Here is a 14,484-nt window from a genome sequence, read left to right as displayed (position 1 = left end):
GCAGAGTAGATTCTGCCAGCTTCCTTTTTACCGTTTTTGCAATTCCTGCTGCAATAATTTATTAACCATTTGTGGATTGGCTTGTCCCTTGGTTGCTTTCATTAGCTGCCCAACAAGGAATCCAACTGCTTTATTTTTTCCATCCTTAAAATCTTCAATGGATTTCGGGTTAGCATCGAGAACTTCTGCAATAATCTTAAGAAGTGTTCCTTCATCAGAGATTTGCACGAGACCTTTGTCTTTCACGATTTTCTCAGCATCGCCGCCATTTACAATCAATTCTTGAAAAACTGTTTTTGCGATTTTCGTTGAAATCGTACCGTTTTCAATCAGTTTAATCATTCCCGCTAAGCCTTCCGGTGTTAATGCGACCTGATCAAGCTCTTTCGACTCCGCATTCAAATAAGCAGAAACATCTCCCATGATCCAGTTCGAGGCAAGCTTCGCATCCGCTCCACCATTAACCGTAGCCTCGAAGAAATCAGCCATTTCTTTCGTTACGGTTAAAACCTTGGCATCATAAACAGGTAAACCAAGCTCTTCTATATAGCGTTTTTGCCGCTCGTCAGGAAGCTCAGGGATTTCAGCGCGAATCCGGGCTTTCCAATCTTCATCGATATACAAGTCGAGTAAGTCCGGTTCCGGGAAGTATCGATAATCATCGGACCCTTCCTTCACCCTCATGAGCAGGGTTGCACCAGTCGCCTCATCAAAACGACGAGTTTCCTGATCGATTTTTCCGCCTGCTGAGACAACTTCTTTTTGTCGTTTTTCTTCATATTCAAGGCCTTTACGGACAAAGTTGAAAGAGTTTAAGTTCTTCAATTCCGTCTTCGTACCGAATTCCTCTTGTCCAACCGGGCGAATCGAAATATTGGCGTCACAACGGAGTGAGCCTTCTTCCATCTTACAATCGGAAACGCCTGTGTATTGAATGATGGACTTTAATTTTTCAAGATAAGCATAGGCTTCATCAGGGGTACGGATATCCGGTTCAGAAACGATTTCCACTAAAGGAGTACCTTGGCGGTTGTAGTCGACTAAAGAATACCCCTTGCCATGGTTCAGCTTTCCGGCATCCTCTTCCAGATGAATTCTCGTAATGCCAATCCGTTTCGTATAACCATTAACTTCTATTTCAATCCAGCCATGCTCGCCAATCGGCTTGTCAAATTGCGAGATTTGGTAGGCCTTTGGATTATCTGGGTAAAAATAGTTCTTGCGGTCAAACTTCGTATGCGTCGCAACTTCACAGTTTAAAGCCATCGCCGCTTTCATCCCGAACTCAACTGCCTTTTTATTAAGGACAGGCAAAACCCCAGGATACCCTAGGTCGATTACACTTGTATTCGTATTTGGCTCAGCACCAAAATGGTTTGGGCTCGCCGAAAAGATTTTTGATTCTGTTTTTAACTCAACATGGACCTCAAGTCCAATCACTGTTTCAAATTCCATTGTTTTCACCCCCTACAATTCCGGCTTTTGTTTATGAAAGTCTGTTGCCTGCTCGAACGCATGGGCAACACGGTAGACAGTTGCTTCGTCAAAATACTTACCGATCACTTGTAATCCCAACGGCAGACCAGCGTCAAAGCCGCATGGAACAGAAATTCCCGGCAAGCCAGCTAGATTCAAAGGAATCGTTAAAATATCATTTACGTACATTGTTAATGGGTCCTCGATATTTTCGCCAATTTTAAATGCAGATGTTGGCGTTGTCGGACCGACAATAACATCAAATTTGGTAAATACATCTTCAAAGTCCTTCTTAATCAAGGTCCGAACCTGTTGTGCTTTTTTATAATAGGCATCATAGTAGCCGGAGCTTAACGCAAAGGTACCGAGCATAATCCGGCGCTTCACTTCATCCCCGAAGCCTTCTGCCCGTGTCTTTTTGTATAAATCGATTAAACTTTCAGCATCAGGTGACCGGTACCCATATCTTAATCCATCAAAACGGGCAAGGTTAGCCGATGCTTCTGATGAAGACAGCAAATAATAGGCGGCCAAAGCGTATTTGGAATGAGGCAGCGAAACTTCTTCCCAAACTGCTCCGAGACTTTCAAGAACTTTTAATGCATCTAACACCGATTGACGAACTGTTTCGTTAACACCTTCACCAAGATACTCTTTTGGTACAGCGATTTTAAGACCTTTCACATCTCCTGTTAAGGTAGACGCAAAGTTCGGAACATCTACATTCGCAGATGTTGAGTCCATTGGATCAAGTCCTGAGATTGCTTGTAACAGATAGGCATTATCTTCAACCGTTCTTGTAATAGGGCCGATTTGGTCAAGTGATGATGCAAATGCAACAAGACCAAAGCGGGATACACGGCCATAGGTTGGCTTCATTCCAACAACACCGCAGAAAGAAGCAGGCTGGCGGATGGATCCACCTGTATCAGAGCCTAGTGAAAATAGTACTTCTCCTGCCGCAACCGATGCCGCTGAACCGCCAGATGATCCCCCTGGTACTCTGTCAAGATTCCACGGATTCCGAGTCTTTTGAAAAGCCGAGTTTTCATTAGAAGAGCCCATAGCAAACTCGTCCATATTTAATTTACCAATCGTCACCGTTTCTGCCTGCTGCAGTTTTTGCACAACGGTAGCGTCATAAATCGGATCGAAGTTTTCAAGAATCTTACTCGCACAGGTTGTTCGTAATCCTTTTGTAACGATGTTATCTTTTACGCCAATAGGCATTCCAAATAACAAGCCTTTTTGAGAATCGGTTGCGAGTTTTTCATCAAGTAATTTTGCTGATTGCATCGCACGGTCTTCATCCAATGTTAAAAAAGCCTGGACCTTGTCCTCGACTTGGCTAATCCGTTTATACGATTCATCAACAAGATCAGTAACTTTTAGTTCTTTTTTATGTAAAAGCTCATGTAGATCTGAAACTTTATAATCAAATAAACTCACTTTTTTAATCCTCCTTCCCCATTATCGATGGTACCTTAATCTGTCCATCCTGATGCTCCGGTGCATTTTTTAGTACCTCTTCACGCGGCAATCCTTGTTGTGGAATATCTTCACGCAAGACATTTTTCATATCAAGTACATGGTATGTAGGTTCTACATTTTCGGTATCCAATTCATTTAACTGTTCCGCAAAGGTAATGATCGCATCAAGTTGTTTTGTGAACTTTTTAGTTTCTTCTTCCGTGATCGCTAAGCGTGCCAAGTTGGCAACATGTTTCACCTGTTCATTTGAAATTCGTGACATTATTTATAACCCCCAATCCCAACGTTATTTTACTATTGATGATACCAAACTTTTTCGCTTTACCGCAATGATTCCTTTTTCAGTATTAACATATAATTAGCGTTTTAGATTATGGGAAACTTCAAATAATATACATAATTTTCATACCTTTAATACCTGACAGGTCATGATACCTTCCCTTATAATGGTCAAAGAAGAATTGTTTGGGAGAGAAAGATAGATGAAAAAACGAAGACGGAAGAAATTCAAAACCTTTTTCGTGCTGTTTCTCATTTTTTGCGGTTTGGCGATGTTTCAAAATTATTTTCAAAAACAAAATTCCCCACTTAAAATAGTAGAAAACGATCCATTTGCTGATGTAAAAAAATATAGTCCACAAATACACGATGAATTAGCGAAGTATCATCTTGAAGAACACACTCCAGTCCTAGTAGCTTTAATGCAGCAAGAGAGTCACGGTAAAGGCGGAGATCCAATGCAATCTTCGGAATCGGCCGGCTTACCAAGAAATACAATCACGGATCCACAACAAAGTATCGAGGTTGGAGTAAAACATTTTCAGCGGGTACTAACCTATGGGAATCAGAAGAAAGTGGATTTCCCAACGATTATCCAGGCTTACAACATGGGAAGCGGTTATATCGATTTTGTGGCACAGCACGGCGGCAAGCATAGTGAGGAACTGGCGAAGGAATACTCACTCATCCGGGTAAAAGAAAAGCCGACACTTTATACATGCGGCGGCGATAAAAATAATTTCCGTTATCCTTACTGCTACGGTGATTTCACCTACAGCACGAAGGTAACAAAAAATCTTCAATTATTAGCGGATAGTGTCCCAGTGACTAGCAGCGAAAAAACACCCAGTGGATCCTTTTAAAGGTCCATCGGGTGTTTTCATTTACAGCGTTTTTAATAATTGCTCTGGACGAAGCCTTGGACTTTCTATAATGATAGTGGTCATATCTGTTTCTGAATCGCTCGCTTCTTACATCACTTCCTAAGAGAAAAAGTTTCACCGATGATCCCCTTAAAATTGAAGTTTTTTTACGTTCCTCATTTTCCTTTGGATGAAAAGATATGCAAGTTTAAAAGGCAGATAACCTAAAATCCCACCAATGGTATTTAAAATCAAATCATCCACATCAAAGCTGCCAAATTCGAATGCTAACTGCAATACTTCGAACGTCAAGCTTAAGCAAAAGGTGGAAAGTGCAACGATGCTAAGGTTTTGAAACTTTTTCGCCAGCAATGGTAAGATAAATCCGAAAGGCACAAAGCCAATGATATTACCTGCTAAGTTTTCAATCCGAATATTTACATTGATATCTGCTAAGAACACGTAAAAGTAGATCGTTTTTAAAGGGACGAAATTATTCGAACGCCAGTGGTATTCATCATATGTAAAGTCAAAATGATTCATAATCTGAGATAACGGAATGTATTTAAACAAAATTAATTTTGAAAGAATGGCTAAATATAAACAAAGAATTAGTATCAGGATCATTTTAAAAATAATTTTCATTTATTCACTGCTCCATTTTTTACATATCAAAATTACAATACCATATTTTCCAAATTATATGGCAACAAATCTCGAATTGGGGGAAATTACTATGGCAGAACATGTTTTTCACTTAAAAGCAAGCTGGCCGGGATTACGGAATGGTATCGGAGAAATTGAGGCCGGTAACTTAAAAACCCAGGTCTCCATCCCACCAGAAATGGATGGACCGGGTGTCGGCACTAATCCCGATGAGATGCTGCTTGGGGCGGCAGCAACCTGCTACATCATTACACTGGCCGCGATAATGGAACGCAGCGGACTGGAAAAAGAAGAATTAACAATGGAATCTGAGGGAATTGTCGATGTAACCAAGGGAGTTATCACCTATAAAAAGATTATCCACCATCCAAATGTTGTCTTGAAAGCAGATGCTACGGAAAAAGAGATTGAGTTGGCTAGGCGGCTTGCCAAAAAAGCAGAAACATCCTGCATGATTAGCCGTGCCATTAAAGGGAATGTGGAAATTGAACTTGAGGCAATAGTAGAAGTGGCTGTAGGATAAAAAACAAATGAGCATAGAGCTTTATGAGGACTTTTTTAGCTCTTGTTTAGCTATTTCTGTCCTCAACAAAACCCTACAAAGTTAAATCCCTAAAGTGAAAAATCCATATACCCTTTCTCCTGCCTATAAAAATCCATTCTATCTTGCAAAGTTCCTGTATGAAACTCAAATTTATGACCATCCGGGTCGGTGAAATAGATTGATTTTTTATCCCTTTCATCTCTTAACCGGCCAGGCAGAATAGTTACGTTTAACCCCTTAAGTTTCTCGTACATTTTTGAGTAATCTGCTTCTTCGATTGAAAAAGCGATATGGGTGTAGGACTGTTTTATTTCATTACGAGGGATGTCTTTCTCTAGATTAAGAGCAAGCCACAATCCATTTAAATCAAAATAGGCTGTGCTTCTCCCTCTAACAAGAAGTTTTGCGTCAAATACATTTTGATAGAATTCTATCGATCTATCCAAATTGGAAACCGAAAATAGCAAATGGTTTATTCCTTTTATCATCATAGCATCACCTTTTTTTAAATCGAAATTAATTTGCTGGAATTACAACTGCATTGCACGCTTCCTCATAAAATTCAATAGGACCTGCACCACCAATAATGGCGTATTCATAGCCAATTTCCTTCATGTCCTTCAAACAATGATGTAACAGCTCATAGCCTATCCCCTTTGTTCTATTAGACATCGCTACCCCCATCGGGCCAAAATAGCCTTTTTTCCTCAGGTACACATCAAAGGCCGCAAAGCCAATAATGTTTCCATCTGTTCCATGTGCAATATAGATAGTTGGCTCTTCTGATATCAGGCCATCTTTCACAGTATTTGCCCATTCGGTTGAAAAATTTTCTGCTACAAATCGGACTAATTGTGCATAATCCTCTTTTTTCACCTTCCGAACGAGTGGTGAACTACTATTAGGAAATGTATAATCTCTTAAATGTGTAATCATATCACGTGCGGTTGTCCCAAGAGTTACCATCGTTTTTTTATCTTCTGAAGTTAGAAAACGATCAATCTCTTCACTAGCCAGTAATGCTTTGAGCAAATGGCCTTCATTTAGATAAACCTGGTTATAACGATTCATATAACAAATCGCTGCTTCCATTACCTTATGTACTTCAATACTTATAGGAATCGTGAAAATAGGGTTTTTTTCCTGCTGAACGTCCACTTTTTCTTTAAAATCAGCTCTTAAACGATCCAAATCTATGTTACACCTTAATCTTATTTCTCCTAAAGCCCCTGTTTTTTCCTGCAAACAAGCAATAAGCAAATGGACAGGTGTTAATACCCTGCTGTTTGCATGGGCTGTTTCACTTTCAGCGTTATTAATTATTCTTAACATTCTATCTGTGAGTTTCATATTCATTAACACACTCCCTTCCTTAATGAAATGGATGTTATGGATTGAATCCTCTATTATATTCCTTATGCTGCTCAGCATTCTCTTGAGCCCAAAGTAACAGTTTTCATCCTCCATTTGAATAAATTTCTAATAATCAATCAAAAACGCTCTACTCCATAATTGTGTTATTAACCACTCTCTTAATATTATGACAAATCAAACTGTTTTTGTTTAAAATTTGTAATTCTCTCCTTTACAAAAAAGAACAGTGTATGATTTCCAATTAAATCACACACTGTTTTTTCTGAGTTTTACCGTTTAAAAATTTTTGAAAATAGTCCCTTTTTTTCCTGAGGTTTTTCAAGATTGGGCTCTTTTTTTGTTATAAAAATTTCTTCTTTATCAATCGCATCGTCCATTGCTAATACCAATCCGATTTCCGTGTCGTGCTCCTTGTTCGTGACAATCTTATGTTCAATCTTATTTTTAGTTGCCAATTTAACATACTTTGATAATTCCTCATAGTTCATGTTTCCATTTAGAAAAAGATGTGCCCCAGGGTATTCCTTCATCGACTGTTCAATCTGCGGATAAACTTCCGTCTCTGCTACCTGTTTTTTATACAGGGCAACAATGATCCGTTCTCGAATCGTTCCTAAGTATTTGCGCCGCTCATCCGGCTTTGTTTCCAAAGGGCCATAAATGCCTTGCTGTAAGACCTCGTCAACGGTTGTCTTTTTCAAACAAATCAACTCCATATAAAAGGCTATTATTATGTATGATAATACCCTAAAAAACGTTCCTTTCCAAAAATTCCTTACTAATTTGTGTATTTGGCAGGTAAATTTATTCGTAAGTTAGCCGGGTTTAGATGCAGGTTGGCTTGCTTTATTCACAAGTTGGTTCGGGGTATTCGCAAGTTGGATCGCCTTTTCCGCAAGTGAGATTGGTTTATTCGCAAGTTAGATTGCTTTTTCCGCAAGTTGGATCAATTTATCAGCAAGTTGGCAAGCTTTACTCGCAAGTTAACCAATGATTCCCCAAGTTAAACCGCCATATCCATAAGTTAACCTAGTTTATCCGCAGGTACATTTACTACAACAAAAAAATCCTTCCCTCCAAATAGGAGAGAAGGAGCCGCAGCAAGCTATAGGGTATTATTTTTTAGCAGAGCCGGTGAATTGTGCCTCTTCTGTAGAACCCTTCAATGCTGTTGTTGAAGAAGTTCCGCCTGTAATCACCATTGATACTTGGTCAAAGTAGCCTGTTCCAACCTCACGCTGGTGTCTTGTAGCTGTGTAACCGTATTGCTCGCTATCGAACTCGGCTTGCTGCAATTCGGAGTATGCTGCCATGCCACGCTCCTTATAGCCGCGAGCAAGCTCGAACATGCTGTGGTTCAAAGCGTGGAAGCCGGCTAGGGTAACGAATTGGAACTTGTAGCCCATTTTTCCAAGCTCTTGTTGAAACTTTGCAATCGTTTCTTGATCAAGTTTCTTTTTCCAGTTAAAGGATGGCGAACAGTTGTAAGCCAATAGTTTGCCCGGGAACTGCTCATGGATCGCTTCCGCAAATTGTCTTGCCTCTTCAATATTTGGCTCAGAAGTCTCACACCAAATGAGGTCCGCATATGGGGCATAGGCCAATCCGCGGGCAATGGCTTGTTCGATCCCTGCGTTAACTCGGAAAAATCCTTCTGTTGTCCGCTCGCCCGTAATAAACGGAGCGTCATTCATATCAATATCGCTTGTGATTAAATCAGCAGCATTTGCATCAGTCCTGGCAACTAATACCGTTGGAACACCCATTACGTCTGCTGCAAGACGTGCCGCAATCAAGTTACGAACCGCCGTTTGCGTTGGCAGCAATACTTTACCGCCCAAGTGACCGCATTTTTTCTCGGATGAGAGCTGGTCTTCAAAATGAACGCCTGAAGCGCCTGCTTCAATCATGCCTTTCATCAGTTCGAAGCAGTTTAACTGGCCGCCAAAGCCTGCTTCAGCATCGGCGACAATCGGAGCAAACCAATCAATTGAGTTGTCACCTTCTGAATGGGTGATTTGGTCAGCGCGCTGAAGTGCCTGGTTAATTCGCTTAACAACACTTGGGACACTGTTTGCTGGGTACAAGCTTTGGTCCGGATACATATGTCCAGAAAGGTTGGCATCTGCCGCAACCTGCCATCCGCTTAAGTAAATAGCTTTCAAACCAGCTTTTACTTGCTGAACAGCTTGATTTCCTGTTAAGGCACCAAGGGCATTAATATAGTCTTCTTCATTTAACAGCTTCCATAGCTTTTCAGATCCTTTACGAGCCAAAGTATGTTCAATATCAATTGAACCACGCAGCTTGATAACATCCTCAGATGTGTACGGTCTTGTAATTCCCTTCCAACGACTATCCATTTCCCAGCTTTCCTGCAATTGTTCAACTCTTAAATCTGTCATGTTAAAATTCCTCCTATTAATCTATTAAAATATTTTTATAATTGCTCATATCCAGGCAATGTTAAGAAATCAACAAACTTATCATTTAAGATTAACTTGTCATACAGTTGAACTGCTTCGTTAAATCGGCCATTCTCAAAGGCTTGCGCACCGATTTCCTGTTTGATTTTTTCCAATTCCTCGACCTTTAATTGCTTATACATTTCCACGGTTACTTTTCTGCCGTCATCTAGTACGCCTTTCGGGTGGCGGATCCATTGCCAAAGCTGGGCCCTTGAAATTTCAGCGGTTGCCGCATCCTCCATTAAATTATTGATAGGTGCTGCCCCTCTGCCAGAAAGCCAGGAAGCGACATATTGAATGCCCACATTGATATTCGTACGGACACCTTCATCTGTGATGGTTCCGCCTGGCACCTCAAGCAGGTCTTTTGCTGTGATGGTTATTTTCTGCTGTTTTGCGGTGTGAATTTGATTTGGCGTTGGCATTTCGCGATTGAATACTTCCATTGCCACCGGCACAAGCCCTGGATGTGCTACCCATGTTCCGTCATGACCGTCGCGTGCTTCCCGCTCTTTATCAGCTCGGACTTTGGCGAATGCTTCTTCATTTGCCTGCGGGTTATTTTTCACCGGAATTTGCGCAGCCATTCCACCCATTGCCGGTGCTTTACGGCGGTGACATGTCTGAATCGTCAGCAGCGAATAAGAACGCATAAACGGTGAAGTCATCGTGACTTGAGAACGATCTGGTAAAATGACATCCTCTTGGTTACGCAGCTTTTTAATAAAGCTGAAAATATAATCCCATCTGCCGCAGTTCAAACCTGCTGAGTGCTCCTTTAACTCATAAAGAATCTCATCCATTTCAAACGCAGCCATGATTGTTTCAATTAATACCGTTGCTTTGACGGTTCCTTGAGCAACTCCAAGCTTTTCCTGTGCAAAAACAAATACATCATTCCACAGTCGTGCTTCTAAATGGCTTTCAAGTTTTGGGAGGTAGAAATATGGACCTGTGCCTCCTGCCAGCAGATTTTTTACATTATGGAAAAAATACATCCCAAAGTCGAAAAAGCTTCCTGAGATAGGCTTGCCATCTAATAACACATGCTTTTCTTCCAGGTGCAGTCCGCGCGGTCTTGGGATCAGCACTGCTGTTTCTTCATTTAGCACATATTTCTTTCCATTAGGATTTTCAAACGAAATCGTCCGATTTACTGCATCCCTTAAGTTGATTTGTCCTTCGATAGCATTTTCCCATGTTGGTGACGTGGCATCCTCAAAATCAGCCATAAACAATTTTGCACCTGAATTGAGAGCATTGATGACCATTTTACGATCAGTCGGTCCGGTAATTTCTACCCGGCGGTCTTGGAGGTCATTTGGCAGCGGCGCAACCGTCCAGTCCCCGTTACGAATATTCTTGGTTTCAGAAAGAAAATCCGGCATTTTTCCGTTATCAATTTCCTCTTGGCGTTTTTGCCTGTACTGTAACAGTTCAACTCTTCGCTCGCCAAATTTTTTCTCCAGCTCTTCAATAAAATTTAAAGCCTCTGGTGTTAAAATCTCTTCATACTGAGCTTTCAATGCCCCAACCACTTCAATACCTGTCGTTTGGGTCGACATGAACTCGATCACCTCTTTGTTATAATACAGTTAATATCTTCGTTTTGTATTATATAACACACTTCTTAAAAAAGGAACTACTTTTCTGAAAATTTTATAAAAATAGGTAAAATTCCCCTGTCCCTATATAATTAAACTTATAAAATTCTTGATATAGCTTATTGAGTTCAGTTAGTTATTTTTACCTATTAAAGTCTTTGGAGGGGTATTATGCTGTTATATGTAAATGAAATGGATGAAATTTTCGCTGAGGAAATATTAAGTTGGAAATACGAGGCACCTTATGATTTTTATAATAATGAGTTTAGCGTGGATGCTGTACGGGAAATGATGAATCATTCCTATTCAGCTGTCTTAGATGAACAAGATGAGATATTTGGATTTTTCTGCATTGGAGAATCCGCTCAGGTACCGATTGGTAATGATTTTGGGGCCTATCCCAAAGGTTTCATTGATGTGGGTATTGGGATGAACCCGGTGTTTACAGGTCAAGGGCGGGGACTTACATTTTTAACATTTATTCTAAATTATATTAAAGGGCGTTACGGCGATGCCCCGTTACGTTTAACAGTGGCAGTGTTTAACGGCCGTGCTATCTATCTTTACGAAAAACTTGGGTTTGTGAAGGAAAAGGAGTTCACTAATGGGGATGTTGTATTCATAACAATGATTAGGGTATTCAAAAAGACGTAGATCCCCTTCTACTTCTTTTTTTTTGGGAAAACCTACGTAAGACACTTCTACATCGATGTTTACTCTCTTTTTTACTCGGAATGCCTACGTAGAACCACTCTACATCGATGTTTGCTCTCTTTTTTAAGCGGAAAACCTACGTAGAACTCTTCTGCATCGATGTTTGCTCTCTTTTTTACTCGGAACACCTACGTAGAATCTTTCTAAAAGACACTTCAAAAAAGCGAAACCTTCAAACAGGTATCGCTTTTAAATCATTCCTTCATATAACCTCTGAAAATCGCCCTCACGATCGTGGCTGTTTAGAAACTCGTCACTAACGATTGCTGTTAACAGTTTGCTTTTTAAATCGGCATTTGCTACTTCCGCAATAATCCACTTCCGCTTCATAAAAAGAAATTCGAGGTAGTCTTTATACGTTTCATCAAACTCCTGCTCCAGCTCCTCACGAATCTTCCTCGCAAGAGTAGGACTTGCACCGCCAGTAGAAACCGCAATAGTCAAACGGCCACGATGAAAAGACGACGGCAGATGAAAGTCCGAGCCATCTGGATCATCTGCCACCGTAACGAGCTGGTGGGGCTCGGCTGAATCTTTTACCAGTTTGTTTAAAACCGTATTATTTGTTGTTGCAAATATCATAAACGCGCCTTTCAAATCCTCCTGCAAAAACGGCCTTTGCACCCATTCGATTTTTCCAGCACTAGAGAGCCTTTGTAATTCGCCCGTCGTTTCTGGACTGACCACCACTACAAGAGCCCCTGATGCCAGCAGGCCACTTATCTTCCGCTCAGCCACCCTGCCACCGCCAACGACCACTACTAGTTTCCCTTCAAGCCGTAACATAATTGGATAATTTGAATTCATGCGCTACCACCTCAGCTGCTCGTTTTTCAATAAGCGGAATTAAACTTTCATCGAAACCAACCGGTTCGCAAAAAATAATATCTCCACTCACAACATCTAGTTCTCTCTTCATTTTGACGGTATAACCCCCAGAAAACAAGAAGTAAGGAAGAATGTAAATCTTTTGATCTACTAATTTTGCCGCCGCTTCATGATAGAAAACAGGTGTAGTGACGAAGGCAGTGTGAACCCTGCAAGCGATTTTCTCAGCTAAACCTGATGCTAGTTTTTCAAATTCAACTCCAGCCTCAGGGACTCTGCTTCCATGCCCCACCAGCAGCACTGTTTCATCCTCCAGTCCGCCAAAACCAGCCTCAGCCAGTCTGTCCGCAAGAATTTCGCCCATAATGTCATCAACACCAAGCGGCCTCCCATAGTGGAATACAACATTTGGAAAGCGTTCCAGTTCAGCTGGAATATCAATATTTGCATGAATCCCAGGCAATAAGAAAACAGGGACAACCGTGATGTCACTTGCCCCTTGTTCGATACAGGTTTCGATTGCCTGTGCAGCCAATGGTTCAGCATGTTCAAGAAATCCATAGGCCTGTATAGCAGCCGAAGACTGCTGCATTACTTTTTGAATAAAATCAATAAATTTCCCGTTCGCAGCTTCCCTTTTGCTTCCGTGAGCGAGATAAATAATGGCTTCCATCCCTTACACTTCCTCTTCAGGCTGCCCCGTCAAATATTCAACCAATGCTTCTTTCGTTGCATTTCCAGGCATTCCATGTATCGGAAGCCCAGCACCTTCCACCGCAGCCATTGTTTGTTTTCCCATACTGACAACCTGCAATTCCTTCAATAGCTCCAAGGCATAAATACCACATTCCTTTAATCCTTCCACAAATGACTCAACAGAGGCACTGCTAGGGAATACCATGGTATTCACGTCAGCTTCTTCTAGCATTCTTTTAAAAATAGGCAAGAACTGATGATCAAGCTCTTTCTTGCTAGTAACTAAAAGGTCGGTATTTTCATCGTTTTTTTTCAATATGCTATCATCACCGACAATTAGTAAGGCTCCTGACTCCGGCATCTCCTCAGCAAGCTTCGCGATAAACCCGCGTTCATTTAATGCCTTCACCGATTTAATGGAGGCTCCGAAAAAATCGGCACGGATTTTTCGGATATCGACTCCCTTTTCAAACACGGCTGAAAAAAATTCCTCTACACTTTCAGGTGAAGTAAATAGAATCCTGTCATAGGATTGTACTTTTGTTAGTTCAACAGGCAGGGTGGTCTTTTTCCACTTCGGAAACTCGATGACATCAGCGCCATGATTCATCAATTCCTGCGCCAAGCCACTCTCGCTCACACCTGTACGGGCAAGGAGGATTTGCCGGCCATACAATGGCTTTTTCTCAAACCAGCTGATTTTTTCCCGAAGCGAAATAACTTCCCCTACGAGAATAATTGCAGGATTGCTGAACTTAGCTGCCAAGACCTTCTCAGAAATATCAGCTAGCGTCCCTTGCAATGTTTTTTGACGGCCAAATGTACCCCATTGGATCAAAATCACTGGTATAGAAGGTCGCTTGCCATGTTTAATGAGATTTTCACAGATAAACGGTAAATTTCCTACTCCCATGTAAAAAGCTATCGTATCTACACCGCGTGCGAGGCATTCCCAGTCGAGCATCGGTTTGCCATCCTGGGATTTGTCATGGGCGGTGACGACAGCAAAGGATTCCGCATGCTCACGATGGGTCACAGGAATTCCGGCATAAAGGGGGGCTGCAATCCCCGATGAAATGCCAGGAACGATTTCAAAAGGAATTTGGTATTGAGCAAGGGCTGCCGCTTCTTCACCAACACGGCCAAAGACGCCGGGGTCGCCGCCTTTTAGGCGGACAACTAATTTGCCTGCTAACGCCTTTTCCACCAAAAGTTCGTTGATGTTCTCCTGACGCAAAATATGGCGGTCAGGCAATTTGCCACAATAAATCAACTCGCAATCGCCCGATGCAAACTCCAATAGCTTAGGATTGGCAAGTCTGTCGTATAAGATGACTTCAGCTTGCTTTATGGCTTCCATTCCTTTAACGGTGATTAACCCAATGTCCCCTGGCCCTGCTCCTACTAAAAATACTTTTCCTGTTTTCATTCTGCAGCCTTCCTTCCCTGTTGTTGCGCTAATTCAGATGGTTGCTTTTCTT

At 41.4% G+C, this 14,484-nt stretch carries 15 protein-coding genes; 3 read left to right on the top strand and 12 right to left on the bottom strand.

The window, feature by feature from the left end:
* Positions 1-27: 27 nt before the first annotated feature.
* From gatB to gatC, 3 genes are read right to left on the bottom strand one after another with little or no spacing between them, the layout of a single operon-like run.
* Entirely contained in the window at positions 28-1,455 is a 1,428-nt protein-coding gene (gene gatB / locus QNH20_RS02720; protein WP_283921397.1) for an Asp-tRNA(Asn)/Glu-tRNA(Gln) amidotransferase subunit GatB, read from the bottom strand.
* Positions 1,456-1,467: 12 nt separating this feature from the next.
* The gene (gene gatA / locus QNH20_RS02715; protein WP_283921396.1) at positions 1,468-2,925 is read right to left on the bottom strand and encodes an Asp-tRNA(Asn)/Glu-tRNA(Gln) amidotransferase subunit GatA; all 1,458 of its coding nucleotides are present in this window, start codon (positions 2,923-2,925) and stop codon (positions 1,468-1,470) included.
* A 4-nt stretch (positions 2,926-2,929) separates the two neighbouring features.
* A complete protein-coding gene (gatC, locus tag QNH20_RS02710) occupies positions 2,930-3,229 on the bottom strand; it encodes an Asp-tRNA(Asn)/Glu-tRNA(Gln) amidotransferase subunit GatC (protein ID WP_283921395.1) in 300 nt (99 codons plus the stop codon).
* Positions 3,230-3,449: 220 nt separating this feature from the next.
* Here gatC and QNH20_RS02705 point away from each other — a divergent pair, with 220 nt between their 5' ends.
* Positions 3,450-4,109 (top strand): lysozyme family protein, encoded by a 660-nt coding sequence (locus tag QNH20_RS02705; RefSeq protein ID WP_283921394.1) that lies wholly within the window; start codon positions 3,450-3,452, stop codon positions 4,107-4,109.
* Positions 4,110-4,259: 150 nt separating this feature from the next.
* Here the strand turns inward: QNH20_RS02705 and QNH20_RS02700 are convergent, their stop codons facing one another.
* Positions 4,260-4,754: a VanZ family protein gene (locus tag QNH20_RS02700; protein ID WP_283921393.1), complete on the bottom strand. Its 495-nt coding sequence runs from the start codon at positions 4,752-4,754 to the stop codon at positions 4,260-4,262.
* A gap of 91 nt (positions 4,755-4,845) precedes the next feature.
* On the opposite strand from QNH20_RS02700, the gene QNH20_RS02695 reads away from it, so the two are divergent.
* Positions 4,846-5,298: an OsmC family protein gene (locus tag QNH20_RS02695; protein ID WP_283921392.1), complete on the top strand. Its 453-nt coding sequence runs from the start codon at positions 4,846-4,848 to the stop codon at positions 5,296-5,298.
* 89 nt (positions 5,299-5,387) lie between these two features.
* On the opposite strand, the gene fosM is transcribed toward QNH20_RS02695, so the two are convergent.
* The 5 genes from fosM to aceB form a co-directional block, all read right to left on the bottom strand.
* On the bottom strand, positions 5,388-5,807 hold the full coding sequence (fosM, locus tag QNH20_RS02690; RefSeq protein ID WP_481858087.1) for a FosM family fosfomycin resistance protein: 420 nt from the start codon (positions 5,805-5,807) through the stop codon (positions 5,388-5,390).
* Between the two features lie 28 nt (positions 5,808-5,835).
* Positions 5,836-6,675, bottom strand: a complete 840-nt coding sequence (locus QNH20_RS02685; protein ID WP_283921390.1) for a GNAT family N-acetyltransferase — start codon at positions 6,673-6,675, stop codon at positions 5,836-5,838.
* Positions 6,676-6,962: 287 nt separating this feature from the next.
* Positions 6,963-7,394, bottom strand: a complete 432-nt coding sequence (locus QNH20_RS02680) for a YueI family protein (RefSeq protein WP_283921389.1) — start codon at positions 7,392-7,394, stop codon at positions 6,963-6,965.
* 414 nt (positions 7,395-7,808) lie between these two features.
* A complete protein-coding gene (gene aceA, locus QNH20_RS02675) occupies positions 7,809-9,098 on the bottom strand; it encodes an isocitrate lyase (protein WP_283921388.1) in 1,290 nt (429 codons plus the stop codon).
* A 35-nt stretch (positions 9,099-9,133) separates the two neighbouring features.
* Positions 9,134-10,726, bottom strand: a complete 1,593-nt coding sequence (gene aceB, locus QNH20_RS02670; RefSeq protein WP_283921387.1) for a malate synthase A — start codon at positions 10,724-10,726, stop codon at positions 9,134-9,136.
* A 210-nt stretch (positions 10,727-10,936) separates the two neighbouring features.
* On the opposite strand from aceB, the gene QNH20_RS02665 reads away from it, so the two are divergent.
* The gene (locus tag QNH20_RS02665; protein ID WP_283921386.1) at positions 10,937-11,419 is read left to right on the top strand and encodes a GNAT family N-acetyltransferase; all 483 of its coding nucleotides are present in this window, start codon (positions 10,937-10,939) and stop codon (positions 11,417-11,419) included.
* A 249-nt stretch (positions 11,420-11,668) separates the two neighbouring features.
* Here QNH20_RS02665 and QNH20_RS02660 read toward each other — a convergent pair whose 3' ends face one another.
* Genes QNH20_RS02660 through cobA form a run of 3 tightly spaced genes read right to left on the bottom strand, consistent with a single transcriptional unit; the run spans position 11,669 to position 14,432 of the window.
* Positions 11,669-12,265 (bottom strand): precorrin-2 dehydrogenase/sirohydrochlorin ferrochelatase family protein, encoded by a 597-nt coding sequence (locus QNH20_RS02660; protein WP_283923334.1) that lies wholly within the window; start codon positions 12,263-12,265, stop codon positions 11,669-11,671.
* On the bottom strand, positions 12,252-12,980 hold the full coding sequence (locus QNH20_RS02655; protein ID WP_283921385.1) for a sirohydrochlorin chelatase: 729 nt from the start codon (positions 12,978-12,980) through the stop codon (positions 12,252-12,254). The genes QNH20_RS02660 and QNH20_RS02655 overlap by 14 nt, the downstream gene beginning before the upstream one ends.
* Before the next feature lie 3 nt (positions 12,981-12,983).
* Complete coding sequence (gene cobA / locus QNH20_RS02650) at positions 12,984-14,432, bottom strand: uroporphyrinogen-III C-methyltransferase (RefSeq protein WP_283921384.1); 1,449 nt, start codon at positions 14,430-14,432, stop codon at positions 12,984-12,986.
* Positions 14,433-14,484 lie beyond the last annotated feature (52 nt).

The organism is Neobacillus sp. WH10 (genome assembly GCF_030123405.1).
GTDB lineage: Bacteria > Bacillota > Bacilli > Bacillales > Cytobacillaceae > Neobacillus.
This window is presented reverse-complemented; position numbering and strand designations above follow the sequence as displayed.